The 24,879-nt window shown below is 66.7% G+C and carries 20 protein-coding genes and 1 pseudogene; 7 read left to right on the top strand and 14 right to left on the bottom strand.

Features of this window, described 5'->3' with window-relative positions; genetic code table 11:
- Positions 1 to 97 precede the first annotated feature (97 nt).
- From Q8T13_07575 to Q8T13_07585, 3 genes are all read left to right on the top strand, one after another.
- Positions 98 to 451, top strand: a complete 354-nt coding sequence (locus Q8T13_07575) for a cupin domain-containing protein (protein MDP3717607.1) — start codon at positions 98 to 100, stop codon at positions 449 to 451.
- Between the two features lie 220 nt (positions 452 to 671).
- Positions 672 to 806 (top strand): hypothetical protein, encoded by a 135-nt coding sequence (locus Q8T13_07580; protein ID MDP3717608.1) that lies wholly within the window; start codon positions 672 to 674, stop codon positions 804 to 806.
- A gap of 60 nt (positions 807 to 866) precedes the next feature.
- Positions 867 to 1,013 carry a hypothetical protein gene (locus tag Q8T13_07585; GenBank protein MDP3717609.1) on the top strand — a complete coding sequence of 49 codons (147 nt, stop codon included), beginning with the start codon at positions 867 to 869 and terminating at the stop codon, positions 1,011 to 1,013.
- A 7-nt stretch (positions 1,014 to 1,020) separates the two neighbouring features.
- On the opposite strand, the gene Q8T13_07590 is transcribed toward Q8T13_07585, so the two are convergent.
- The gene (locus Q8T13_07590) at positions 1,021 to 2,013 is read right to left on the bottom strand and encodes a HAMP domain-containing sensor histidine kinase (GenBank protein MDP3717610.1); all 993 of its coding nucleotides are present in this window, start codon (positions 2,011 to 2,013) and stop codon (positions 1,021 to 1,023) included.
- Positions 2,014 to 2,018: 5 nt separating this feature from the next.
- Positions 2,019 to 2,681 carry a response regulator transcription factor gene (locus Q8T13_07595; protein MDP3717611.1) on the bottom strand — a complete coding sequence of 221 codons (663 nt, stop codon included), beginning with the start codon at positions 2,679 to 2,681 and terminating at the stop codon, positions 2,019 to 2,021.
- Positions 2,682 to 2,909: 228 nt separating this feature from the next.
- On the opposite strand from Q8T13_07595, the gene Q8T13_07600 reads away from it, so the two are divergent.
- The 3 genes from Q8T13_07600 to Q8T13_07610 all read left to right on the top strand — a co-directional run bounded on the left by Q8T13_07600 (position 2,910) and on the right by Q8T13_07610 (position 7,165).
- Positions 2,910 to 5,288 (top strand): ADOP family duplicated permease, encoded by a 2,379-nt coding sequence (locus Q8T13_07600; GenBank protein ID MDP3717612.1) that lies wholly within the window; start codon positions 2,910 to 2,912, stop codon positions 5,286 to 5,288.
- Between the two features lie 125 nt (positions 5,289 to 5,413).
- On the top strand, positions 5,414 to 6,190 hold the full coding sequence (locus tag Q8T13_07605) for a DNA-binding protein (protein ID MDP3717613.1): 777 nt from the start codon (positions 5,414 to 5,416) through the stop codon (positions 6,188 to 6,190).
- Between the two features lie 39 nt (positions 6,191 to 6,229).
- Positions 6,230 to 7,165 carry a creatininase family protein gene (locus tag Q8T13_07610; GenBank protein MDP3717614.1) on the top strand — a complete coding sequence of 312 codons (936 nt, stop codon included), beginning with the start codon at positions 6,230 to 6,232 and terminating at the stop codon, positions 7,163 to 7,165.
- Between the two features lie 26 nt (positions 7,166 to 7,191).
- On the opposite strand, the gene Q8T13_07615 is transcribed toward Q8T13_07610, so the two are convergent.
- The 10 genes and pseudogenes from Q8T13_07615 to Q8T13_07660 all read right to left on the bottom strand — a co-directional run bounded on the left by Q8T13_07615 (position 7,192) and on the right by Q8T13_07660 (position 20,750).
- Entirely contained in the window at positions 7,192 to 8,622 is a 1,431-nt protein-coding gene (locus tag Q8T13_07615) for a serine hydrolase domain-containing protein (GenBank protein MDP3717615.1), read from the bottom strand.
- Positions 8,623 to 8,712: 90 nt separating this feature from the next.
- Positions 8,713 to 9,870 (bottom strand): molybdopterin-dependent oxidoreductase, encoded by a 1,158-nt coding sequence (locus Q8T13_07620; GenBank protein MDP3717616.1) that lies wholly within the window; start codon positions 9,868 to 9,870, stop codon positions 8,713 to 8,715.
- A gap of 72 nt (positions 9,871 to 9,942) precedes the next feature.
- Positions 9,943 to 11,790: an ankyrin repeat domain-containing protein gene (locus Q8T13_07625; GenBank protein ID MDP3717617.1), complete on the bottom strand. Its 1,848-nt coding sequence runs from the start codon at positions 11,788 to 11,790 to the stop codon at positions 9,943 to 9,945.
- 86 nt (positions 11,791 to 11,876) lie between these two features.
- Positions 11,877 to 13,265, bottom strand: coding sequence for a DUF1552 domain-containing protein (locus Q8T13_07630; GenBank protein ID MDP3717618.1), 1,389 nt, complete (start codon positions 13,263 to 13,265; stop codon positions 11,877 to 11,879).
- Between the two features lie 26 nt (positions 13,266 to 13,291).
- Entirely contained in the window at positions 13,292 to 15,820 is a 2,529-nt protein-coding gene (locus Q8T13_07635) for a DUF1592 domain-containing protein (GenBank protein MDP3717619.1), read from the bottom strand.
- Positions 15,821 to 16,074: 254 nt separating this feature from the next.
- Positions 16,075 to 16,827 carry a class I SAM-dependent methyltransferase gene (locus Q8T13_07640; GenBank protein MDP3717620.1) on the bottom strand — a complete coding sequence of 251 codons (753 nt, stop codon included), beginning with the start codon at positions 16,825 to 16,827 and terminating at the stop codon, positions 16,075 to 16,077.
- Between the two features lie 211 nt (positions 16,828 to 17,038).
- Positions 17,039 to 17,101, bottom strand: a pseudogene (locus Q8T13_07645) (hypothetical protein).
- Between the two features lie 446 nt (positions 17,102 to 17,547).
- Entirely contained in the window at positions 17,548 to 18,957 is a 1,410-nt protein-coding gene (locus tag Q8T13_07650) for a peptidase (protein MDP3717621.1), read from the bottom strand.
- On the bottom strand, positions 18,947 to 19,423 hold the full coding sequence (locus Q8T13_07655; protein MDP3717622.1) for a hypothetical protein: 477 nt from the start codon (positions 19,421 to 19,423) through the stop codon (positions 18,947 to 18,949). Before Q8T13_07655 ends, Q8T13_07650 begins: the two co-directional genes overlap by 11 nt.
- Before the next feature lie 223 nt (positions 19,424 to 19,646).
- Positions 19,647 to 20,750, bottom strand: coding sequence for a mandelate racemase/muconate lactonizing enzyme family protein (locus Q8T13_07660; protein MDP3717623.1), 1,104 nt, complete (start codon positions 20,748 to 20,750; stop codon positions 19,647 to 19,649).
- A gap of 53 nt (positions 20,751 to 20,803) precedes the next feature.
- Between Q8T13_07660 and Q8T13_07665 the strand changes: the two genes are divergently transcribed.
- On the top strand, positions 20,804 to 22,096 hold the full coding sequence (locus tag Q8T13_07665; protein ID MDP3717624.1) for an MFS transporter: 1,293 nt from the start codon (positions 20,804 to 20,806) through the stop codon (positions 22,094 to 22,096).
- Here Q8T13_07665 and Q8T13_07670 read toward each other — a convergent pair.
- Together Q8T13_07670 and trkA are read right to left on the bottom strand one after the other, a co-directional pair.
- Positions 22,032 to 23,516, bottom strand: coding sequence for a TrkH family potassium uptake protein (locus Q8T13_07670; protein ID MDP3717625.1), 1,485 nt, complete (start codon positions 23,514 to 23,516; stop codon positions 22,032 to 22,034). The genes Q8T13_07665 and Q8T13_07670 overlap by 65 nt on opposite strands.
- 6 nt (positions 23,517 to 23,522) lie before the next feature.
- Positions 23,523 to 24,863, bottom strand: coding sequence for a Trk system potassium transporter TrkA (gene trkA / locus Q8T13_07675; protein ID MDP3717626.1), 1,341 nt, complete (start codon positions 24,861 to 24,863; stop codon positions 23,523 to 23,525).
- Positions 24,864 to 24,879 lie beyond the last annotated feature (16 nt).

Here is a 24,879-nt window from a genome sequence, read left to right on the forward strand (position 1 = left end):
AGGGCGCATGAGGCGATCCCTACTGCTCGCGGCATTTGTGCTCTGCTCCCTACTGATGTGGCGTCCGGCTTTCTTGTCCGCCGTAGCCTTGGCGGAGGTGGAAGCCGGACCAATCGATGCGCAGGCCATCGGCGGGCCCGAGAAGGGCAAACCGGTCGCCGGCGATCCCGGCATTTCATCCATGGTAGTGATGGACCGTCCGGAGTTTCGGGTCCTGCGCGATTGGGCCGAGCCGGGCGCCGTCCGCCGCATGCACAATCACGTGAACACCACCTACCACGTATTCACCTTGCTGACGGGCCAGCTCGTCCTGACGATCGAAGGCCAGGAACCCGTGGAGGTGATGGCCGGCGACGTCGTCGACCTGAAGGGCGGCGTCATGCACACCTTCAAGAACACCGGCACCGTCACCGCCACCATCGTCGAGGTGTTCGGCAAGGCGCCTAAGTGAAACAGGAGATCAAGAGATCAGGAGTAGCTTAGAGTTGAACTCCTGGGCTTCTGATCTCCTGAGATGACGTCAGGCCCGCGGCTCACCGTGAGTAATGGCTCACCTGACGCCGCCCATACCGCCACCAAGATCGAAGTGTTGCCTAAAGCGGTCGCTATTCGGCGCGCAACGCCGTTGCGGGATCGATGCACGCGGCCTTGCGCGCCGGCCAGTCAAGCCCGTGGCCAAGCTGGTGCCGTTCACGCCGGCGCCCAGGAAGAAGCTCCGCACCGGCGACTGGAAAGGGAAGATTTGGATCTCCCCGGACTTTGACGCGCCGCTATCGGACCAGGAACTCAAGAAGTGGGGCTTGTAGTGCTCCTGCTCGACACGCACTGCTGGCTATGGCTGAAGGCCGAACCCTGTCGCCCACGCGTTGCGCCTTGCTTCCCTGCCTCGGCATCATGGCGATCCATTCGACCGTCTGCTGATCGCGCAGGCGCTCACCGAGGGGCACACGCTCGTGACGGCGGACGCCCAGATCCTGGCGTACGACGTTCCCGCCATCGACGCGCGAAAATGACCAGGAGCTAGGCTCCGGGGAGCTCCAAGCGCGCGCGGACGCCGGCCGACGGCGACTCGTGCAGCGAGATCGAGCCACCATATAGCTCCGCAAGATCGCGGACGATCGCGAGGCCCAGACCCGAGCCGGGCGCCGCCTCGTCTGCCCTCACGCCCCGGCGCAGCACCGCCTCTCGAAGCGACGGGTCCAGACCGGGGCCATCATCGTCCACGGATATGACGACGCGGCCGGGCTCGATCGCCGAGGCCACGGTCACCCGCGACTTCGCCCACTTGCAGGCGTTATCGAGCAGGTTGCCGAGCATCTCGTCGAGGTCCTCGCGCTGTCCCTGCACGTAGTGTTCGTGCGACACCTCGACGTCCACGCGGACGCCGCGCTCGGCATGCAGCATGTGCATGGTGCGGGCCAGGCCATCGGCGGAGGTGAGCACATGGCACCGCACGCCCGGGTTGCCGCCCGATGCCGACGCGCGGGCCTGCGCCAGGTGGTAGTCCACCTGCCGGCGCATGCGGTCCACCTGCCGTGTGATGGCCGCCGCCACTTCCGTGTGGCCGCCCGCCTTGGCCCGCTCGGCCTCCTGATTCAGCACCGTCAGTGGCGTCTTCAGGCCATGAGCAAGGTCGCCGGCCTTGGTCAGCGCCCGGGCCACACGCTGTTCGCGATCGCTCAACAGCCCGTTCAAATCGCTGACGAGGGGCTGCACTTCCACCGGATAGTCGCCCTCGAGGCGATTGTGGCGGCCTTCACGCACATCGACCAGCCGCGCGCGCAGCTCGTCGAACGAGGCGAGCCCGCGGCGGACCTGTGAGAGCCCGACTACGAGGCACACCACCGTCGTGATCGCGATCGGCCACATGAAATGGAAAAAGAAACTGTGGAAGTTGCCGGCAGCCTGCGGCGCGAAGAGCATGTAATGCGTCAGCAGGAGGCCGGCGCCGAGGAACAGGCCCGCCGACCACAGGAGCGCGCCGGCGAACACGCGCGCACGCAGCGACAGCATCGCCTTCACGACCGGCCCTCGATGCGATAGCCCATGCCGCGCACCGTCTCGATGAAGGTGCCGCCAAGCTTGCGGCGCAGTCGCGCCACGAACACCTCCACGGTGTTCGAATCACGATCGAACCCCTGCGAGTAGATGTGTTCGGTGAGCTCGCCCTGCGACACGATGCGGCCGCGGTGATGCATCAGGTACGACAAGACGCGAAACTCGTGGCTGGTCAGCTTGACCGGCGCGCCGGCGAGCGTGACGCGCGCACCGCGAGGGTCCAGCACGAGCGGGCCGATGCGAATTTCCGGGGTCACGTGCCCGCTGGCGCGGCGAATCAGCGCGCGCAAGCGCGCCAGCACCTCTTCGATCTCGAACGGCTTGGCCATGTAGTCGTCGGCGCCGCCGTCAATGCCCTGGACCTTCTCGTGCCAGCTGCCGCGGGCCGTCAATACCAGCACCGGGATGGCGATGCCCGATTCGCGCCATCGGCGCAACACGGTGAGGCCATCCATTTTTGGAAGGCCCAGGTCGAGGACCACGGCATCGTATCCCTCCGTTCGTCCCAGGAAGTCGGCACGTTCGCCGTCAGCTGCGCAATCGACGGCATAGCCGGCCGCAGCCAGGGCGGTCGCAAGTTGTTCAGACAAGGCGGCTTCGTCCTCGACCACCAGGATGCGCACGAGGCAATTGTGCCTGCTTTGAGGCTGAACGACACCTGAATGAAGCCTTCACGACCGGTTCAGCCTCGGGTGAGTAGGCTGTCTGCCTATGCTGACTGGCTCAAAGCTTCTCTTCGCCATCGCTGCCGGCGGCGTCATCGCGCTCGCCCTCGCGATGCACTTCTTCGGACTCGGGCCCGCTCTTGGACGGCTGCTCCACGGAGGCCAGTGATTTCGCACTCCTTGAGAATGATCGCCCGCTCGCCCGGTTTGGCGGCGGTGGTCATCGTGTCGCTGGGCGTCGGCATTGGCGTCAACACCGCGGTCTTTTCGTGGCTGCAGGCGGTGACGATGAAGCCGCTGCCTGGCGTGTCGAACGGCGCCAGTTTTCTCTCGGTTGAACCGAAGACCGACACCGGCACCTACCCTGGCATGTCGTGGACCGAGTACCGCGACCTGGTCCCGCAGCTCCAGGCGATCGACGAGCTCATCGCCTATCGGATGGCGCCGCTCAACGTCGGCGAGGCAGCGCGAACCGAACGGACCTATGCCCTGCTGGTGTCGGGCAACTACTTTGCGGCGCTCGGCCTGCGGCCCGCCGCCGGACGATTCATACGGCCCGATGAAGCGGATGTCGCAGGGGCGGAGCCCATCGTGGTCCTCTCTTACGACTACTGGCACACGCGCTTCGGCGGCAGCCCGGATGCCATCGGCCAAACTTTGCAGGTCAACGACAGTCGCCTGACAGTCGTCGGCGTCGCGCCAGAGGGATTCCAAGGCACGATCATGGGCCTGCAGTTCGACCTGTGGGTGCCAGCCACACTCGCGCCGGTGTTGGTTTTTGGTTCGGCCGAGCTCGAGTCGCGAAGCCAGCGTGGCTACTCGGCGATCGGGCGCTTGCGCGCTGGCGCCACCGCGGCCGAAGCGACCGCCCAGCTGGTGTCGGCGATGAGCGCGCTGGCCGCGCAGTTTCCCGAGACCAACGAGCGCATCAGCGGCGAGCTTCGGCCATTCTGGAAGGCGGTTCGCGGGCCGCAGCAGATGTTCGTGACCGCACTTGGCCTGCTGCAGGGCGTGATGTTGTTGGTGCTGCTGGCCGTGTGCGGCAACACCGCCAACCTGGTGCTGGCTCGGGCCAGTTCCCGCTACCGAGAAGTTGGTGTGCGCCTGGCGCTTGGTGCGCGGCCGGGCAGCGTAATGAGGTTGCTGCTGGTCGAGAACGTCTTGCTGGGGCTACTCGGCGCGGCCCTGGGAATCCTGATCGCCTGGTGGGGCACAGAAGCGTTGCGCGCCATGCCCGCGTATGGCGCGTTCCCCGTTCGCTTTCAAACCAGCCTTGATGGCTTCGGCCTGTTGTTCGCAATCACGCTCGGCGTCGGCAGCGGCCTGCTGTTCGGCGCCGCGCCGGCGTGGCAGCTCGGACGCATCGACCCGCAGCACGCGATTCGAAGCGGACTGAAGGGCGCCGGCCGCAGCACCATGCGCGACGGCCTGATGGCGGCGCAGTGCGGCCTTGCCGTGCTCGTGCTGGTGGTGGCCGGCCTGTTCTTCCAGGGCTTCGTTGAGACTCGCGATACCGACCCCGGCTTCCGCACTGAAGGGCTGCTACTGGCCACCTACGACCTCGGCCCCGGCGCACCGACCGACGACTACGCCCGGCAGTTTGCCGTCCAGTTACTCGATCGCCTGAAGCGCGTGCCCGCGGTTGAATCGGTGGCCATCGCCAACGCCATGCCGCTCGACATTCATGGCCTGCCCATGCGCGGCTTCACGATTGAAGGCCGCGCGCAGACGACGGCGCAGCAGGAGCTGGCGCTCAGCAACATCGTGTCGCCCGGTTACTTCAGCACCATGGGCATTGCGCTCGTGGCCGGCGGTGATTTCACCGGCCTGTCTGATCGCACGCAGCCACCCCAGGTCATTGTCAACGAAGAGTTCGTCCGCCGATTTATTGCGCCTGCCGACCCGATTGGTCGCGGCCTGATGAACGGCGGTGTCACGTACACGATTGCCGGCATCGCGAGGAACTCCACCTACGAGGCGTTTGGCGAGCCGCCCACGCCGGCGTTCTTCCTCTCCTACCGGGACCGCCCGCGCTACCTTGGCGAGGTGCACCTGCGCGCGCGGCCGGGCTCGGAAACGATGCTCGCCTCCGAGGTGCAACGGGCCGTGCGCGAGATCGACGCGTCGCTCCCGGTCTACAACATCCGCACCATGGCGGAGCACGTTGAGCGCAACCTGTTCCTGCGGAAGATTCCGGCGCGCATGTTCCTGGTCATCGCGCCGTTGTTGCTGGCACTCGTATCGCTGGGGATCTACGCCGTCGTCTCGTACTCGGTCGCCCATCGCACTTCGGAGATCGGCGTCCGCCTTGCCCTTGGGGCAACGACGGATCGGGTGGTGAAGCAAATCGTCAAGGAGAGCATGCTGGTGATCGCCGCCGGCGTCGTCCTGGCGATGGTCGTGGCCGTGATGGTGGACCTGCATCTCTTCGCTGGCGGCGCCGAGGACGTGCCAATGCTGGTGGGCGTGCCGGTGCTGCTGCTCGGCGTCGCGTGGCTCGCGTGCTGGCTTCCCGCCCGCCGCGCGACCCTGGTGGATCCACTGGTCGCGCTGCGGTCGGAATAGCGGCGACAATCGCTCAGGCCCTTCAGCGTTCTTCCTGGCAAATTTGCACCTGGCGAAAGCCGCGGTCTGGCCCGGCCTGCGGTACCATGGCTGTATATTCGTCCACGTCATCGCAGGAGAAAGCCATGAACCGCGCCTTCATTGTCATCTTATTTGCTGTCACCAGCCTCGTCGCCTGCAGCCCAGAGCCGGCGGCCACGACGACCACACCCGCGGCTGCGGCTACGCCTGCGCCGGCAGCGGCCCCGGCGGCGGCAACCATCACCGGCACGATTGCCGAAACCATGAACTCGGGTGGCTACACCTACGCGCTGCTGAAGACCGAATCGAATGACATGTGGATTGCTGCCGGCGAGCTGCCGGTCAAGGTCGGCGACCGCATCTCGGCAACCATCGATATGCCGATGGAGAACTTCAACAGCAAGACGCTGAATCGCAGTTTCCCGGTGATCTACTTCGTGGCAAATGTGACCCGCAATGGCCAGATCGTGCCGCCAGCTGACGGCACCGCGGCGCTCGCCCTGGCGACGAGCCATGAACCGACACCAGCGGGTGCGCCGCAAGTGGTCGAACCAATCGCGCCCGCACCCGGGGGCATCACCATTGCCGACCTCTGGGCGAAGCGCAAGGAGCTGTCCGGCAAGGCCGTGGTGGTCCGCGGCAAGGTGGTCAAGGTCAACAACCAGGTCATGGGCAGCAACTGGTTTCACCTGCAGGATGGGTCCGGCACCGCCAAGGACGGCACCAACGACCTGACGGTCACAACCAGCGCCACGGTCAATGTCGGCGACATCGTGACCATCTCGGGCACGCTGACCACCGACAAGGATTTTGGTTCGGGCTATGCCTACGACGCGATTGTTGAGAAGGCGACCGTGACCCCAAGCAAGGCCGCCAACTGACCTAGAATGTCGGGCACGGGCGCGGCCCGGAGGACACCCATGACCATGACCATGACCAAGATGCTCGGTGCGTCGCTGTTGCTTGTCGGTGCCGTCTCCACCTCGATCTTTGCGCAGCGCCCGCCGCGCGCGCCGCTCACACCCGAGCAGGAAGCCGAGCGCAAGGCGCGTCAGGCCGCCACCGCCATCGCCGAGGGCGTGCGCCCCATCGACATGCTCGATTCGGTCTGGATTGAAGAGCTGTCGTGGATGGAAGTGCGCGACCTCATGAAGGACGGCTACACGACGGTGTTCCTCGGCACCGGCGGCGTCGAGAAGAACGGGCCATACACTGCCACCGGCAAGCACAACTACGTGTTGAAGACCACGCTCGAGGTGATTGCGAGAAAGAACACCAAGACCCTGGTGGCACCGCTCGTCACGTGGGAGCCGTGCGATCCGGACCGCGACGGCTTGACGCCCGGCTCGTTCTGCGTCAGCCAGGAGACCTATCGCGCGCTGCTGCGCGACGCGATTACCAGCCTCAAGAGCCAGGGTTTCAAGGACATCGTCATGGTCGCCGAAAGCGGCGGCAACCCGCCGGCGATGATCGAGGTCGCGAGCGAACTGAACGCCAAGTGGAAAGGCAGCCCGTCGCGCGTGTTCTATCTGTCCGAGTACTACGAAGAGGACAAATGGAGCTACAACTACCTGAAGCAGACCCTCGGCATCGTCCAGGTGCCCGACGTCCAGTCAGCGACGCGCTGGGACATTCACGACGACTACCACTACGAGGCGCTCGTGGCGGTCCAGGATCCGAAGCTGGTGCACGCCGAGCAGCGCATCAAGGCCGGCAAGTTCAGCATTTACGGGGTGGAGATCGGCTCGATCGAAAAGCTGGTCGAGAACGGAAAGAAGCTGGCTGACTATCGCGCCGACATCACGATCAGGGCGCTGAAGAAGGCGCAGGCGGCGTTCACGCCTGCGAGCCAATAACGACCGCGTCTACTCGGGGCCGCCGGCTACCGGCGCACGAACACGATGTCCTGAACGCGGCTGCCCGTAAGGACGAAACTGGTGGCACGCCCGCCACTTCCCACCGTGAAGCGCAGGGTCCCGACCGAGCTGCGAAGAAAGGCCGCATCAATGAGCGTCAGCGTCTCGGGAACGGCCCGTGGCCGCTTCAACGTGAGCGACGATCCGTTGACGGTGATCTCGTAGTTGGCGTTGAGCTCTTCCGAATAGTACTGGCCCGCCAACAGGCCCATCGCCTCCACCGACTGCACCGGCGTGGCGGCACCGGCGCGAGCCGCCGCCGCGGCGGCCACAGCTGACGGGGACGGCGCGGGCGCGGGGCCGGTAAAGGCGGCGCCCAGCAGGTGATCGGCTACGCGGTGAGCCAGTGTCGCCGGCTCGGCGTTGCTGACATTGCAGAGCACGGCGACGGTCGTCTTGTGTGTCGGGAACCGCGTGAGCACCGCCCGATAGCCACCGGTGCTGCCGGTGTGTTCAACGAGGTCGAGTCCGCGATAGGTGCCGACGGTCACGCCGAACGCGTAGTTGAGGGTCGTCCCGTCGTTCAGCTGGCCGCGCTCGAGCTGACGCGTCAGAAACCCCTGCCCACCGACGCGGCCGGTGGAGAAGTTGTCGTCCCACTTGGCGAGATCGACCACCGTCGTCATCACGCCCCCCTGCCCGACCAGATCGTTGTTCCACACGTTGATCGCGTAGCGGCCGTTCACTGGAGGGCTGTAGGCGTACGCGCGCCCCCGCACGGGTTGCGTGTGATCGTCCTGGTAGTGCGAATTGGTCATCTCCAGTGGGCCGAAGATTCGCTCGGCGGCAAACTCGCGCAGCGTCTTGCCGGTCACCCGCTGGACGACGATGCCGAGGACAATGTAGCCGGTGTTGCTGTAGAGATACCGATCGCCGGGTTTGAAGTTGAGGCCGCGCTGCCGGGCAGTCATCTCGAGGACATCCGTCACCGCGTAGGTGTCGTCGAAACGCAGGCCCGCCAGGGCCACCAGCTCCCACCAGTCACGCAGCCCGCTGGTGTGGTGCACGAGATGGGCGATCGTGATCGGTGTGCCGTAATCCGCCAGCTCCGGCACGTATTTCCGCACATCGTCGGTGAGCGCCAGCCGCTGCTCCTCGACCAGGAGCGCAATCGCCGCGGCGGTGAACTGCTTCGAGACGCTGCCCACGATGAACGGCGTGGCCGGGGTGATGGGCACGCCGTACTCGAGATTGGCCGAGCCGTACCCCTTGGCGAAGATGGTCCGGCCGTTCTGGTACACGGCGACCGCACAACCAGGCGTATCTGGCGTGAAACGGGAAAAGATCGCGTCGACCTGACCGGCCAACGCAGGAGACGTGGACACCTGTGCCGAGGCGGCCTGTGGCGAGCCGGCGGCGAAAAGCGCAATCAGGACGAGTCGAATGGCGGTCGGCATCGCAGGTTCCCGGCATCATACAAAGAAAAAGGGACCGGCCCACAGGCTGATCCCCTTTTTGCGACTCCCGACTCCCGACTCCCGTCAGGTTCAGGAAATCATCACCTTGCGGGGATGCTGCGAGTTGTCCTCGAGGAAGGTCTTCTTGTTCGCGAGGTCGGCTTCGGTGGGCTGCACCTTGCCATTGGCGTCGGTGACGCGCGAGATCACGGTGTGCTCGCCGGCGCTGGCGCCGTTCCAGGTGTAGTGGTAGAGTTTCCACCCGTACTTCGCCGTCGTTGACGAATCGGCCGTCGCGGCGTGCCACGGACCATCGTCGATCTTCACTTCGACCGACTTGATCGGGGTGCCGTCGTTCAGCACGATGGTGGTCAGCTTGTGCGCGTTGCCGGTCTTGGTGACGCGGGCGACGAAGGACTTCAGGTTGAGACGCGTGATGCCGGTCTCGACCCACTTCATCTCGCCGTTGATCATCTCGCCCTTGAGCGTGCGGTACCAGTGGGTCTGGAACTTGCCCATGTAGGGATCGGGCTGCGCGACGATCTCGGACAGCCACTTCACGTTCGGGGCGCCGTACCAACCCGGCACGATCAGGCGCAGCGGCGCGCCCTGGTGCTTGGTGAGCGGCTCGCCGTTGAGCGCATAGGCGAGGAACGGCGCGGGGTCGCTGGCGAGCGCGCGGGCGCGCGGGAGGCTGCGGCCGTACTGCTGTTCGACCTCGAAGTTGGTGCCGCGGAACGCAACGGTTTCCTTGCCGCGATCGGCGCCGAAGAACACGATCTCGTGCGCGTCGGCCTTGAGGCCGGCGGCGTCGAGCACGGTCTTGAGCGGCACGCCGGTCCAGCGGCCGTTGCCGATCAGGCCCTGCACCGGGCGGCGGTTGCCCGAGCATTCGAAGCCGGCGATGAGCTCGGTGCTGCCCATCTTGCGAATCTCATCGAGCGACAGCGACTTCGGCGAGTTCACCTCGCCGCCAACCTTCAGGCGGTACGCGGCGGCGTCCACTTCGGGATGGCCGTAGTGCTGCGTGGTGAAGAACTGGTCGGTGGGCGTGTAGGCGCCGCTCAGCGTGCGCGTGTCGAACAACCGCCGATCGATCGCGGGATTGGCGTTGAAGGTCTGGTGCGAATCGGAGAACGGCACCATCACTTCGCCCTGCGCTAACGCAGGGAGGATCCAATCGAAGTTGCTCGCCGCGCCGAGAGCCGCCACGGCCAGCCCGGTCTTCATCACGTCACGACGGTTCATCTCGCTCATAGACCCCCTGGTCCGCCTAAAGGCGGACGCCACACTTGAATGTCGTGTCCGGCTTTAGCCGGACTAGCACGTCACGCAGCGATTGTTGTTCTTCGAGCCGAGCTTCATCAGCAACTCGATGGTCTCGGGAATGGCCGACAGGCGCTGCACCGGACCGTTGGCCATATCGGCCGTCGTCTGGCCGCTGCGCGCGACGGCCTTCGGATCGGCACCCTTGCTGACCAGGTACAGGATCATCTCGTTGTCGCCGCGGGCGGCCGCGTGATGCAGCGGCGTATAGCCGTCGTTGTCGCGGTGGTTGACGTCGGCGCCAAGCTCCTCGACCAGGTATTTCACGGCCGCCATCCACGCTTCCGGCGCGTGGCGGTGGGCGTTACCGGCGAAGCCTTCGCCGTACTCGACACCGGTGGCGGCATGAATCGGGAAGGCGCCAGGGCCGCCGTACGGAATGGCCGGCGCGTCGTACTTCTCCATGTCCTTCTCGGCGGTCGGCATGATCGCGCCGCCGGCGCCCTGCGGCTGGCCCCCACCGGCGACGAAGTCACCGCCGCGGCGGGCGCGTTCGCGAGGCGACATGGTCGCAATGTTCGGGTCGGCGCCGTAGGCCACCAGCAGTTTCATCGCCATGACGTCCACGCCGTAGGCGGCGCGCCAGAACGCGGTCGAGCCCGAGGTGTCGGCAAGGCCGCAGTTGCGGTTGCCGCAGCCGGTGTAGACGAGGTACCAGGGGTGCGAGCCGATCCGGTGATTCGGGTCCGCGCCCTTGTCGAGCAGCGCCTGCATCACCTCGAGGTAGGTGTGCTTCTGCAGCTCCATTTCCTGCGGTTGCGGGAAACGGGTGCGCGGCTGCCACGGGGTGTTGGCGGCGGCCCACAGCGGCGCAACACCGTTGTTCTTGGCCGCGATGTTGGTGTTGGCGCCGCGCTTGATCAGCATCATCGCGGTGTCGAACTGGCCGTTGATGATGGCGGTGAGCAGCGGCGTGGTGCCGTCACCGGCGTTCTGCTGGTCGATGTTGGCGCCACCATCGAGCAGCGCCTCGGCGGCTTCGAGGTAGCCCTGGCGCGCCGCGTGCAGCAGCGCCGTCATGCCGCCCTTGGTGGCGACCGGCGGGTTGATCTCCTCGGGGTTGAAGTTGGCGCGCGGGTCGGGCGGCGCGTTCGGATCCGGCGGCGGGATCTTGCCCGAACGCACGATCTCGCGGCCGGCCTGGATCGCGGCCTGCACCTGGCTGGGCGAGGGCTTGGCTTCGGTGTCCTTGCCGACGAAACCCTCGAGCACCTTGCGCTGGCGGTCAGCAGCAGCGCGGTCGAGCGCGTTGAACTTCGGGATGTCGATCACCTTGGTGGTCACCGCGGCATCGGCACCGCGCGCCAGCAGGGCCTTGACCGCGTCGACGCGGTTGAGGCCGGCCGCGAAGATCAGCGGCGTCTGGCCCGCTTCCCCTTCCACGGCGTTGATGTCGGCCTTGGCATCGAGCAGGATGTTGATGATCTCGGCGCTGCCGGCCGAGGCGGCCAGGTGCAGCGGCGAGGCGCCGCTGTTGGTCGAGCGCGCGTTGACGTCGGCGCCGGCCTTGAGCAGCGTCCTGGCCAGCGGGGCGCTGCCCGACTTGGCGGCCAGGTGCAGCGGCGTGTACTGCCCGATGCGCGTCACCGCAGCAATGTTGGCGCCGGCGTAAATCAGCATCTCGGCCAGTTCGGCATCGCCGCGTTCGGCGGCCCAGTGCAGCGCGCTCATGCCGTCGCCCTGCGCGCCGTTGACGTCGGCGCCCTGCTTCAGCAGATCGCGGACGGCGGCCTGGTCGCCGCGCATGGCGGCGTCGGCGATCGGTGAGACCCGCTGTTGCGCGCCGAGCGCGGTCGTCAGGACCAACGCAATAGCCAGACTGATGGAAACGTGACGCTTCATTCGGCTCTCCCTGAACGAACTTGGGCGGCACCGAAGTGCCGCCCTCCTGGCACGAACTTCCCTGATCCCTGATCCCTGATCCCTGATCAGACCGCGGCCGTCGACGGCATCGCTTGCGTGAGCGAGAGCTTGCCCGTGCTGTCGCCGAAGTGATCCATTTCCATGCCGAGCCCCTCGGCCATGGCCATGAACGCGTTGGCCATCGGCGTGTCGTTGGCGGCCTTGATGTGCAGGTTGCCCTTGAGCGCGCCGTTGGCGTGGCCCAGCAGGATCAGCGGGCAGCGGCGGTGATTGTGCACGTTTGGATCCGCCATCGGCGAGCCCCACACGATCATCGTCTTGTCCAGCAGGTTCTGGTCGCCTTCCATCGATTCCTTCATGCGATCGAGGAGGTAGGTCACCTGGCTGACGCGGTACTTGCAGATCTTGTTGAATTCGAGGATCCGGTCTTCGCGGTCGCCGTGGTGCGACGCGGGGTGGAACGGCTGGAGCGAACCGCTCTCGGGGAACACGCGGTTCTGCGAGTCGCGGCCGGTCTTGAACGAGATGATGCGCGTCATGTCGGTCTCGAGCGCGAGCACCTGCAGGTCGAACATCAGCTTCATGTGCTCCGAGAACGAGTCGGGCACGCCGGCCGGCGCCTCGGGCAGCTCGCGCTGTTCGCCGCTGCTGTTGCGCGCTTCGATGGCCTGGATGCGGCGCTCGACCTCGCGAACGTTGGTCAGGTAGCGATCGAGGCGGTTCTTGTCGCCGGTGCCGAGCTCGCTGCGCACGCTGGCCACTTCACCCTGGATCCAGTCGAGGATGCTGCGGCGCGACTGGCGGCGGGCAATGCGATCCTGCGGCGAGCCGCCGGTGCCGAACAGCATGTCGAACGCGACGCGCGGGTCGCGAATCATCGGCAGCGGTTCGTTGGGCGAGGCCCAGCTGATCGAGTCGGTGTAGGCGCACGAGTAGTTGTAGGTGCAGCCGCCGGCCTGGTCGAGGTTCTCGATGCAGAACTGCATCGACGGCAGCGGCGTCGCCTGCCCGTACTTCTGGGCATAGAACTGGTCGAACGAGGTGCCGGCCCAGATGTCGGAGCCCTGCGTCTGTTTCGGGTGCGACTGGGTCAGGAACACCGCGCTCGAGCGGAAGTGGTCGCCGCCAATTTCCGGGGCGGTGAACGCCTCGGCCATGCGGACGTCGGTGTTGCTGACAATCGTCAGGTAGTCGCGATACGGCTCGAGCGAACTGAGCGCGCTGTCGGCAACCATGGTGAAGTCGGCGCCGACCTGCTCGGGCGCGAACAGGTGCTTGGTCGCGCCCCACTTGTTGCAGCCGGCCAGGCCGTGCACCTCTTCGATGCAGATCAGGCGGGTGCGCTCGGCCGCCGCCGGCGCGGCGCCAATGCCCTTGGCGGCCACCATTGCATCCAGGAACGGCAGCGCCACCGCGGCGCCCATGGCTCCCCGGATGAATGTGCGACGCGGCATGTGCTTACCAGTGAGGTACGACATCGTTATCTCCCTGCCTTGGTTTCGGTCGTGGTGACTTCGGTCTCTACCCGCTTCATCCGGAAGGCATCGCTCTTCACGACGCCGAGGACGAACGAGGACAGCTTGTAGTTGCTCGCTTCGGCCGACTTCGCAATCGCGCGAATCGTCGGCTGGTCGTAATACTCGACCCGGCGGCCGAGCGCGTAGGCCATCAGGTTGTCGGTGAAGTTGCGCACCAGCGGCGTCGGCCGCTTGCTGAGCACGGCCGACAACTCGGCCAGCGACGTCACCGGGGTGCCGTCGTAGAAGTCGCCGGTGGTGTCGAGCGGCATGCCGTTCTCGCGCACCCGCCACTTGCCGGTGACGTCGAAGTTGTCGAGCGCGAGGCCAATCGGATCCATGAACCGGTGACACGAGTTGCAGGTCGCGTTCTTCCGGTGGATCTCCATCTTCTCGCGCGTCGTCAGCAGGCGCCCTTCCTTGGCTTCGCCGGCGGCCTCGAGATCCGGGACGTCGGGCGGCGGCGGGGGCGGGGGCGTGCCGAGCAGCACTTCCATCACCCACTTGCCGCGCAGCACCGGCGAGGTGCGGTTGGCCATCGAGGTCTGCACCAGCACGCTGCCCTGGCCGAGCACGCCGCGGCGCGAGTCGTCCGGATAGGTGAAGCGGCGGAACTGGTTGCCGGTGACGCCGCGGTAGCCGTAGTGACGCGCCAGCCGCTCGTTCAGGAACGTGTAGTCGGCAGTCAGCAGGTCGAGAATGCTGCGATCGTCCTTCACGAGGCTGGCAAAGAACAGGCGCGTCTCGTTGCGCATGGCCTCGGCCAGGTTCTCGTCGAAGTTCGGGTAGAAATTCGGGTCGGGGTGCACCTTCTCGACGTCCTGCAGGCGCAGCCACTGGGCCGCGAATCGATCGGCCAGCCCTTCGGAGCGGGGATCGGCGAGCATGCGCCGCGCGTGCTTCTCGAGGCCCGCCGCCGACGACAACTCGCGCTTCGCCGCGGCGTCGAGCAGTTCCTTGTCGGGGGGCAGGCCCCAGATGAAGAACGACAACCGCGACGCGAGGTCAACGTCGGCGACGCGATAGGTGCCACCCGAGCGGGCATCCGTCGGGGCGCGCTCGAGACGGAAGATGAAGTGCGGGCTGGCCAGGATCGCCTCGAGCGCGCCGCGCACCCCCATCTCGAAACCGCCCTTGGCGGCGGACGACTCGTAGAACGGCATCAGCCGATCGACTTCAGCAGCGGCCAGCGGACGGCGGTACGCGGTCGCGCCCAGGCGCGTGACGATCTGGCGCGCGCACGCCGCTTCGTCACCGGGCGACGTCGGCCGGCAGGTGAAGACCTTCTGGCGGCTCGACGTGGTCGAGATGCCGGTCGTCTTGAGCGGGCCACGAATGACCAGGTCGCGCATGTGCGGCAGGGTGGTAATGCCGCTGCCGCCGGATCCGCCACCGGCGTACGACCAGTCGTGCGGACGAATCAGGTCCTCGTAGGGGCCGTCGATCTTACGGACGAACGCGGCGGCCACCTTGCGCTGGCCGGCGCGCACCAGGAACGGCTCGGTGCGCAGCGGCGTCTGGCCGCGGCCGTCGGCGCCGGCAATGTTGATCAGTTCGTACTCGACCAGCGCCAGCCGTTCGCCGTCGATCGAGATGTCGATGTCCTCGAAGCGGGTGTTCTCACCGGCATTGAAGGTCATCTCGAAGGCGTATTCGCCGTCGGCCGGGAACACGTGATTCACCACCATGCCGCCGCGGGTGCCGTAGGGCGCGCCCTCGACGTAGTCCCACGGGTGCTGGGACATGTAGCTCGGGTTGGTGTAAGTGGAGTCGATCGACGGCGCGTCCTTGTCGCCCACCGCCATGCGGCTGATGTCGGCGGCGCCGTTCAAGTACGACTCGAGCAGCGTCGGCGACAGCGCCTGTTCGTCGGCGATGTTGTCGAAGTTCGCGCTCATCGTGTCGAGCGGCAGCCAGCGGCCGGCATCGACGTCGAGGTCGAGCAGTTCCTTGATGGCGCGCGAGTACTCGGGGCGGTTCAGCCGCTGGAACGTGCGGCCGCCGGGATTCGGGTTGGCCCGCGCGTAGCTGTCGACGGTCGTCTCGAGCGAGGTGATGAACTTCTGGTAGACGGCCGGTTCGGGCCGCGGCATGCCGGGCGGCGGCATCATGCTCGCCTGCATCTTGCGGATCATCCGCTCGGCGATGTCGGACTCGTGACCGACCTTCGCGGCATCGAAGGACGCAAGCGACAGATTGCCCGCCTTGGCGCGATCGCTGTGGCACCCGGCGCAGTAGCGCTTGACGAGCGCGTTCTGTTCTTCGTGGGAAATGGTTGACGCCAGCACCGGCTTCGCGGCGGCGTGCGAGGAAACAGGCTTGGTCGTCGCGGGCTTGCCCACCGTAGCGCCGGGCGCGGAAGTGGGTACAGATCCCGGCTTGCCCGTGGTGGCGGCTGGCGCCTTAGGGGCGGGTTGCTGTCCCGCGAGTGCGACTACGAGCCCGAGGCACACGAACATTGCGCCCAGGGTGATGGAACCGACGCTTTTCATCCCAACACTCCCGCAAGCCAGGGGCTGAGCCAGTTGCTAGCTCGGCTACCTAGCCTCCCTATCTGGGCAGACTATACACCCGATTACAAGGCCGCATGGCTGAGGCAAGGAGATATGACTTCTGGTGACATTTACAGACATTCGGGCCCAAAAACACGAAACGGGCGGATGACCTAGTGGGTCAACCCGCCCGTTTCAGAACCCGCACCCTAGGCCCCTGGGGCACCTGAGGCACCTGAGCCACCTTGGGCCCCCTATTTCTTTGTCGCCGTCATCGCCGATGGCGACGTCAGCTTGATGGTGTTGCCGTCAACCGTGCCGGCGTACTTCGTGTTCCCGGCCGTGAACGTGATCTCGGCACCGCGCAGGCGGCCCTGGATGGCCTGGTTGCCGAGGGTTCCCGAAATCATCTGGAACGTCTGCGTCAGCTTGAGGTCGCCGCTCGGCGTGCCCCACGTGCCTTCCACCTTGGCCGGCACGATCCAGAACAGCGCCGTGCACCAGCTGCTCGAGCAGCCATCGGTCTCGGTCGAGGTCTCGTCGGCCTGCCAGTCTTCCATGGTGAACGTGTTCGACGCGATGCGCGTGCCCGGCTTCAGGTCGAGCAGCTTCGGGCGAAGCTTCATGTTGATCGAGGGCAGCAGGAACATGGTGATGACGTCGGCCTTCGAAAAATCGGTCTCGAACAAGTCAGCCTTCACGAACGTCGCGCGGGCGGAGACCCCCGCCGCCTCGGCGTTCTTTTTCGACAGCTCCACCATGTCGGGGTTGTACTCAACGCCCATCGCCCGCGCGCCGCGCTTGGCGGCGGTGATCACGGTGCGGCCGTCGCCCGAACCCAGGTCCATCACGAAGTCGTCCTTGGTGACCTCGGCCATGTCGAGCATCTTGTCGACGACGGCCTGGGGGGTGGGGACCCATACCACGTCCTTGCCGGCCTGCCCGACCTGGGGCTCGAAGGGCTTCTGGCCGGCCGCGGCCTGCGCGGACGCCGTCGCGCTGACCATCAACGTCATTACCAATATCCCTAGGGATGAAATCGCGCGCCGTGTGCTCATCGACGTTTCTCCATGATTCAGAACAAGTAACTATCAATCCGCGAACAACGAGCCGACCCGGCAGTGACCGTGGCCACGCCTTGCTCAGCCGAAAAGTATATGCTCCCCCGGCGAAAACGGGGGATGCTGAATACGCGCCGCCCAACCGCTGCTGCCAGAGGGTGGCGCCGGTGCGCGCGTCAAGGCAGGTGGCAATGCCACCGTCGGTCACGACATACAGCACATCACCAACGACCAGCGGCGACGGCGTGAGCGGCGCGCCGCGGCTCAGTTTGCACGCCGTGTCGGCCACCGGCGACGACCGGCGACGACCATCCCAGGCCGGGCACGGCGGTCTTCCAGGCAATGTTCTTCGACTCGCTCCACTCAGTCGCCAATCGACTTTCGGTTGCGTGCCCTTGCCCGTCCGGCCCTCGAAACGCCGGCCATCCCTGAGCCCATGACGAAGACACGAAGGGGCCGCACACTGCGCAGATGACGCCGGGCAGGAAGCTTCTCATCGGGACTTCGGGCGAGACATTACAGCAGGCTATCCGCGATATGCGGCGCACCAGGATGGTCACGCGCCCACGGCCGACTTCCGCGGGGAGATGGGGCTTGGGAGTCGGGACTGAAACACAGGGCCGGCACGAGCGCGCGGCTCGCACCGGCCCTTTTGTGTCCTGCTGATTACCAGCCGATGTCGCGCAGGAGGGCGAGGGTGAGGTCGAACGGGTTCTTCACCTTGGTCGTGAGGTCCGACGTGATCGACGGCTCCATGAGGACGCTTGGCGTCATGCTGACGTCGAAGTGCGAGACCGACGATCCGCGCTGGAAGGGGTTGGGCGCAAACAGGCGCGCAAAGCCGGCCGTGGTGCCCTGCCGCTCCAGTGGGTGCAGCCCGATCCGCACCAGCGGCGGGGCGGGGTACGAGCGGAGCTGCGCGCCCAAGGCCTGCGTGATGCCGAAGCTGGGAATCGTGATCGTCGGGCCGGCGCCTCCAAGCGACAGCGGGCCCGGGCCGTTGTTGGCAATCAGCGCCGCCAGCGCACCGGCGTTCTGGGCATTCAGCACCTTCGTGGTGAACGGGCAGGTGCCTCGATTGACCAGGACGATGTTGCCGGCGATCGGCGCCCCCGCGGGGAACGGCTCACACCCGTCCAGCAGCGAGATCCCGCCGCCATCGTTGGGCGCCACCACGAAGCCCTCGACTCCCCTGCCATTCCGGATCGTCGGCCCGAAGGCCGACGCACCCAGTTCCTGGGGCGCGAACGCGGGGTCGATGCCCTCGAGGCGCAGACCGAAGTCGAGCACGGAGGGCACAACGTTAGTGACCTTCTGGCCGACCCACACGAGGTTGTTCGTGTTGCGGGCCGACGCCGCGCGTTCCGCGTTGGTCATGTCGATCCAGCGCTTGCCGGTCGAGAGGTCACCCATCCGCCTCTCCCAGACCGACGGGTAGCCGTTGGCGCGGGCGCCGGTTTCGCCGCTGGTCGGCCCGACGGTGACGCCCAGACCATGCCCGAACTCGTGCATCACCACCGAGAGCAGGTCGATGCGATTGGCAGGCTGATTGTTGTCGAGACCGAAGTACCACCCGTTGCCGGTCAGGCATGTGCCGATGCCGAGCTGGCTGTTGAAGAGCGTGAAGATCTCGTATGCGTCGTTCGGGTCGATCAACTCCGTGATCTCCTGGCGGGTCAGCTTCTCCGCCAGCGCCGCGGGATACCAAGTGTTCGGTTCGAGTTCCGTCCCGCCCGTCGCTGCCGGGTAGTCACGGACACTCCAGTTCGGCGCCGCCCCCCCGAGCACGCCGGATGTCGGCGAGCACGTCATCGGTGTGAAGGTCGCGATGACCGTGATGAGCTGCTGGCTCTGCAGGTTGGCCGCCCACCGGTTGGCGGAGTGCTGGAACACGTTGAGCGCCTGCTGGCCACGCGTCGTGCCCGGATTGCCGCCCACAGGAGTGGCAGGTGTCGGGTCGTTGAAGCCGATACCGGGGCCGTCGCCGTTGACCACGATGATGCGGGCCGACTGCGCGGCGGCCGGGCCCGCGAGAAGGGCGAGCGCGAGAACGATCGAGGCGACTCTACTGGTCACGGCGCGCCCCCTTTCCGTCGTGTGTGATGACCGTGCCGTCCTTGCCGACGGTCACCTTGACGAACTCGAGGCTCGCGGCATCGGCCTTGAGCGCCGCGCCGCCACCGGGGAGCACCACCTCGGCGGCGGCGCCCTGGGATGAGGGCCCGGCAAGAGCCGCGGCCTCTCCGGCCGTGGGCTCGCGGAACCCCTGCTCCGCCTCGTCACGAACCGCCCGCTGCGCATCGGCCTGGAAGCGCGCGCGGACGGCCGCCAGCCGCTCGGGCGAGAAGCGCTGCGCCAGCGCCTTCTGCTCGTCAGGCGTGAGCGTCGGCATCGGCACGTTGGCAGTCGTGACGGCTGGCGTGGCAACTGGCGCCGCGGCTGTGGCGCTCACCGGCGCCGGAGGCTGGGTCTGAGTGGGCGGGGTGGCGGCGGCGACGCAAACGGCGGCGCCGGCCCCCAGCAGGAACAGGGTTGTTCGCATGGACGATTCCTCCTGGAACACGAGACGAATCCACATCCCAAACCAGAGGTGGAAAGGTGGAAAGGTGGTCGGAGGCTGTCTTATAGCTCAGCGGGGTGTGTCAAGCAAGACAATAAGCGGCATTATCGGTCTCCCCAGTGAACTGAGTCCGTTGTCAGACCCAGCGTGGAAATCGTGCAGGGCAAGGAAGCCTAGCTCACCCCGCCGGCCGACGCGCCAGCGCTCATTCCACGACCAGCACGGGCGGGCCGAGCACGTCCATTCGTGGTGTGACGCCAAGGCCAGGGGCGGTGGACGCCGCCAGGCGGCCGTTCGTCCTCTGCGGGGCGCCCTCGGCAATCGACACGGTGACGTAGCTGTTGAAGTCGGTGCTAGTGAACAGTAGGGGCGTAGGCGTGCTGTGGGCGAGGTGCGCAATCGCCGCGGTCACGATGTCGCCGCCCCAGCTATCCTCGATGGTCATGGCGATGCCCATGCTCGCGCACAGGTCGCGGGCCTGGCGCGTCTTGGTCAGGCCGCCGAACTTGCTGATTTTCAGGTTGACGACGTCCATCGCGAGATCGGCTTTCGCGCGCAGCAGCATGTCGAGGCCGTCGACGTTTTCGTCGAGCACGAACGGATGCGGCGTGTGCCGGCGGATGCTCAGGCACTCCTCGTAGGTCAGGCACGGCTGCTCGATGTAGACATCGACGTCGCGCACGGCCTTCACCACCCGCATGGCTTCGTGCTGGGTCCAGCCGGTGTTGGCGTCGGCGATCAGCCGGTCGCCTGGCTGCAGCTCCGCCGCTACCGTGTGGATGCGCGCGATATCCACATCGGGATCGCCGCCGACCTTGAGCTGAAATCGGCGATAGCCTTCAGCGCGGTATCCGGCGACGCGGCTGGCCATTTCATCGGGCGACTCCTGCGAGATCGCGCGATACAGGTGGAAGTCGTCGCCGTAGCGGCCACCGAGCAGCTCGCACACCGGCAGGCCGGCGGCTTGCCCCAGGATGTCCCAGCACGCGATGTCGATCCCGCTCTTGACGTAGGCGTGTCCCTTCAGCGCCGCGTCCATGACGCCGTTCAGCTTGGTGAGCTCGCGCGGGTCGGCGCCAATCAAATGAGGGCCGAGCTCTCGGATGCCCGATCGCACGCCCTCGGCGTAGGCCGGAAGGTAAAACGGCCCGAGCGGGCAGACCTCCCCGTGTCCGACGAGCCCGGCATCGGTCTCGACGCGCACCACAGTGGAGTCGAACACGGTCACCGACTTGCCACCCGACCACTTGTAGGTGGTTTCGTGCAGCGGCAACTCGACACGGTAGGCAAGGATCCGTACGATCTTCATGTGGACAGCAATTCTATCTCGCGACCGGCCCGTCCTGCCCCTCGAGGGTGGAGTTGACGCGCGTCTACTACGGGTGGGTGATGGTCGGCCTGGCGGCTGCCGCCATGGTCGGGACCCTCCCGGGACGGACGCAAGGCCTGGGCCTCGTCACCGAGCCCCTGCTCGCCGATCTGGGCATCGGCCGGGTGGACTACGCGGAATTGAACCTGTGGGCGACGCTCGTCGGGTCGGTCTTCGCCATCGGCATCGGCCGGGTGCTCGATCGTTTCGGCTCGCAAGTCGTGCTCACGACGATCGCCGTCGCTCTCGGCATCACGGTGTGCGTCATGGCCACGGCGCAAGGCTTCTGGGCGCTGGCGATCACGGTGACGCTGACCCGCGGCCTGGGGCAAAGCGCGCTGTCGGTGGTCAGCATTGCCATGGTCGGGCATTGGTTTGTCCGCAAGATCGACCTGGCGATGGCGACCTACAGCATCGTGCTGAGCATCGGCTTCATGATGGCCTTTCCCATCGTCGGGGCGCTGGTGCAGTTCTGGGGATGGCGCGGAGCCTGGCTCACCGTTGGCTTGTCGCTGGCGCTGGGATTGGCGCCTTTCAGCTGGCTGCTCGCGCGCCGGGGCCCGGAAGACCTCGGTCTTCGGCCCGACGGCGGCACCGCCGACCCGCCCCACCAGACCCACCCGCCCCACCAGCCCTACCAGCCCCACCAGCCCTACCAGCCCGAATCCGGATACACCTGGCAGCAAGCCGTCGCCACTCCGGCGTTCTGGCTGTTCTCGATCGGCACCGCGCTCTACGGGCTGGTCGCGTCGGGCATCGGGCTGTTCAACGAATCCATTCTTGCGGAGCGCGGCTTCGGTCCCGACGTCTACTACCAGACGTTGGTGGTCACGGCCATGACCGGGCTGCTCGGCAACTTCGGCGGCGGCTGGCTCGCCATGCGGATGTCGTTGCCGCGATTGATGGCCACTTCGCTGTTCGTGTTGGCCGCCGGACTCGCGGCGCTTCCGCATGTCACGACGATCACCCAAGTGATGACCTGGGCGGCGGCGATGGGACTGGGCGGTGGATTGGTGATGGTGTTGTTCTTCGGCGTGTGGCCGCGCGTCTACGGCCGCAAGCACCTCGGCCGGATTCAGGGCGCCGCGCAGGCAATGACGGTGCTCGCGTCGGCCGTGGGCCCGCTGCTGCTGGCGTGGTGCGTCGAGTGGACCGGCAGCTACACCACGGTCTTCTACCTGCTTGCCGCCGTCATCGCCGCCACGGCGATCGTTTCGCTGATCACGAGGCTGCCCGCTCGCCCGACGACCACCGTCCCGATCGCCACGCTTCAGGACGCAGGATGACGAGCACCGTCAGCACCTCGAGACGGCCAATCCACATCGCCGCCGTCAGCGTGATCCGGCTTACCGGGTGAAGGTCGGCGAAGTGACCCATCGGGCCGACGGCGCCGAAGCCGGGGCCGACGTTGCCCAGGCAGGCCGCCGTCGCCGAAATGCCGGTCACGATGTCGGCGCCGAAGAGGATCACGATCATCGAACACACCGCGAACGTCAGCAGGTAGAACAGGAAGAACACGATCACGCCCTGCAGCACGCTGGGCTGCACGACCCGTCCGCCGAGCTTGACCGGCAGCACGGCGCGGGGGTGCAGCATGCGCCGCAGTTCCTGCATGGTGAACTTCGCGAGCAACAGGTGGCGGACGACCTTGGGGCCGCCGCCGGCCGACCCGGCGCAACCGCCAATGAACATCAGTCCAAGGAGCACGGTTTTTGCCTGCTGGCTCCACAGCTCGAAGTCCACGCTGGCGTATCCGGTGGTCGTCAGGATCGACAGCACCTGGAACAGCGAAGTGCGGAGGTTGGCGCCCGCGGACATGGCGTTCCAGAGAATGAACACCAGCGCGACAGTCGCGAGGACAATCACGCCCGTGTAGGCGCGCAGTTCCTCGTCGCGCAGCACCAACTGAATGCTGCGCTGCGCCAGCGCCCGGTACTGCAGGGCGAAGTTCGCGCCCGCCAGGAACATGAACCCGATGATCACCCACTCGGCGGTGGGGTTGTTGTAGCCGGCGATCGACTGCGGGTGAGGTGAGAAGCCGCCGGCGGCCAGCGTCGTGAACGCGTGACAGATCGAATCGAACCACGAGAAACCCGCCCACCTCAGTGCGAGGGTCTGCAGGATGGTGAGGCCGGCGTACACCCGCCACAGCAGCGACGCGGTGCGGCGGATTTGCGGGCTCACCTTCTCATCGTCCGGGCCCGACGCTTCGGCGAAGAAGATCTCGCGGCCGCCAATCGCCAGGCGCGGCAACACCGCGACAAACAGGGCGATCACGCCCATGCCGCCGAGCCACTGCGTCATCGATCGCCAGAAGAAAAGGCCCTGTCCGTAGAGCGAGAAGTCGCGCAAGACGGTCGCGCCGGTGGTGGTCAGGCCCGACATCGACTCGAACATCGCGTCGATCGGGCTCAGGCCCACCCATAAATACGGGAGGGCCGCGGACCAGGAGATGAACAGCCACGACAGCGAGACGACCGCCAGGCCCTCGACCCGGCGCATGCGTTCAATGGCCTGCTCGGCGTCGACGCCACCGGCGCGGCGCATGGCCTGGCCGATTGCCGTCGTGACCGCACCAGACACCAGGAAAGCGATCGCGTCCGCGCGCTCGCCGTAGGCCAGGGCAATCGCCGCCGGCGCCGCGAACATCACGCCAAAGACGCGGATGATGAGGCCGCAGACGTGAACGACGAGCGACAGCCTCATCGCGAACTACGCACCCGTGCCGCTGAAGTAGGCCTGCACCCGGGGCGCCGCCGCGCGCGTGCAGAAGACGAGGATGCGATCGCCGGGATCGATGCGGTCGTCGCCCCGCGGCACAATCGCGTGGTCGCCGCGCAGGATGGCGGCGACGATGACATCTTCGGGCGTGCCGATGCCCTTGAGCTGCCGCGGCTCGAAGTCCTTCGACACGGTCAGCTCGAGTACGCGCGCTTCACCGTGCTCGAGCACGGCCAGCAGGCTGGAGGTGCCGCCGGAAATCTGGTGCAGGATCGCCGCCACCGCGGCGCCGCGCGCCGAGAGCGCCACGTCGATGCCGACCCGTTCGAACAGGCGGAGATTGCCAGGGCGGCTGACCCGGGTCACGATCTTCGGAACACCGAGCTGGCGTCCGAGCAGCGACGCCAGCAGGTTGCGCTCGTCGTTGTCGATCACGCACACCAGCACATCGCTATGGCCGACATCCTCGGACTCGAGGAACTCCAGGTCGGTGCCGTCGCCGTTCAACACGAGGGTGTGCTTCAGCCGCGCGGCCAGCAGGGCGCCCCGTTCCTGGCCACGCTCGACAATCCGCACGTCAACGTTGTCGGCCTTCTCGAGGCGTTCGGCCACCTCGAGACCGACGTCGCCGCCGCCGATGATGGTGACGCGTTGACGCCCCTGGTTGGCGCCCGGCTGGACGATCTTCTGGACCTCGCGCATGGCCTCGGGCGTGCCCATCAGGATGACCTTGTCGCCCGCTGCCAACTGCGTCGCGCCGCGCGGCACGAACAGCCTGCCGCCGCGCTTGACGGCGACGATCAGCGACCCGCGCGGCAAGTGCAACGCGCCCACCGGGGCGGCCACCAGCGGCGACGAGTCGTCCAGCTTGTATTCGAGCAGCCGGACCACGCCGCCGGCGAGGACCTCGGCATCGATCGCGCCCGGCGCGGTGACCACCTGCTCGATATCCACGGCCAGCTGCGCTTCGGGCCACAGCACGCGGTTGATGCCGAAGGGCGCCAGGCCGGCGTTGCTGGACGAGCCGATGAAGTCGGCGCGCGAAACCAGGCAAATGGTCTCGGGGCTCGAGATGCGGTTCGCGATCGCGCAGGCCACGATGTTGACTTCGTCGAGGCCGGTGCAGGCAATAAAGAACCCGGCCCCCTTGATGTCGGCGCGCGCCAGCACGTCTTCGCTGGTGCCGCTGCCGTGAACGAAATCGACATCGAGGGACGCGAAGCGATCCGCGATGGCGGGGTTGTTATCGATGACCGCAATTTCGTGTTCGGCGGCCAGGGCCCGGGCCAGGGCCGACCCCACTTCACCGCCGCCGACAATGACTATGCGCATGGATGACTTCCGACCA

This window comes from Acidobacteriota bacterium (assembly GCA_030697165.1).
Classification (GTDB): Bacteria; Acidobacteriota; Vicinamibacteria; order Vicinamibacterales; family UBA2999; genus 12-FULL-67-14b.

Excerpts from the sequence above, each read along its gene's own strand:
- trkA (MDP3717626.1), bottom strand. The coding sequence starts at position 24,863 with ATGCGCATAGTCATTGTCGGCGGCGGTGAAGTGGGGTCGGCCCTGGCC.
- Q8T13_07615 (MDP3717615.1), bottom strand. The coding sequence starts at position 8,622 with ATGCCGACCGCCATTCGACTCGTCCTGATTGCGCTTTTCGCCGCCGGC.
- Q8T13_07625 (MDP3717617.1), bottom strand. The coding sequence starts at position 11,790 with ATGAAGCGTCACGTTTCCATCAGTCTGGCTATTGCGTTGGTCCTGACG.
- Q8T13_07640 (MDP3717620.1), bottom strand. The coding sequence starts at position 16,827 with ATGGTCAGCGCGACGGCGTCCGCGCAGGCCGCGGCCGGCCAGAAGCCC.
- Q8T13_07590 (MDP3717610.1), bottom strand. The coding sequence starts at position 2,013 with ATGCTGTCGCTGCGTGCGCGCGTGTTCGCCGGCGCGCTCCTGTGGTCG.
- Q8T13_07605 (MDP3717613.1), top strand. The coding sequence starts at position 5,414 with ATGAACCGCGCCTTCATTGTCATCTTATTTGCTGTCACCAGCCTCGTC.
- Q8T13_07610 (MDP3717614.1), top strand. The coding sequence starts at position 6,230 with ATGACCATGACCATGACCAAGATGCTCGGTGCGTCGCTGTTGCTTGTC.
- Q8T13_07635 (MDP3717619.1), bottom strand. The coding sequence starts at position 15,820 with ATGAAAAGCGTCGGTTCCATCACCCTGGGCGCAATGTTCGTGTGCCTC.
- Q8T13_07660 (MDP3717623.1), bottom strand. The coding sequence starts at position 20,750 with ATGAAGATCGTACGGATCCTTGCCTACCGTGTCGAGTTGCCGCTGCAC.
- Q8T13_07630 (MDP3717618.1), bottom strand. The coding sequence starts at position 13,265 with ATGCCGCGTCGCACATTCATCCGGGGAGCCATGGGCGCCGCGGTGGCG.
- Q8T13_07670 (MDP3717625.1), bottom strand. The coding sequence starts at position 23,516 with ATGAGGCTGTCGCTCGTCGTTCACGTCTGCGGCCTCATCATCCGCGTC.
- Q8T13_07620 (MDP3717616.1), bottom strand. The coding sequence starts at position 9,870 with ATGAACCGTCGTGACGTGATGAAGACCGGGCTGGCCGTGGCGGCTCTC.
- Q8T13_07600 (MDP3717612.1), top strand. The coding sequence starts at position 2,910 with ATGATCGCCCGCTCGCCCGGTTTGGCGGCGGTGGTCATCGTGTCGCTG.
- Q8T13_07655 (MDP3717622.1), bottom strand. The coding sequence starts at position 19,423 with ATGCGAACAACCCTGTTCCTGCTGGGGGCCGGCGCCGCCGTTTGCGTC.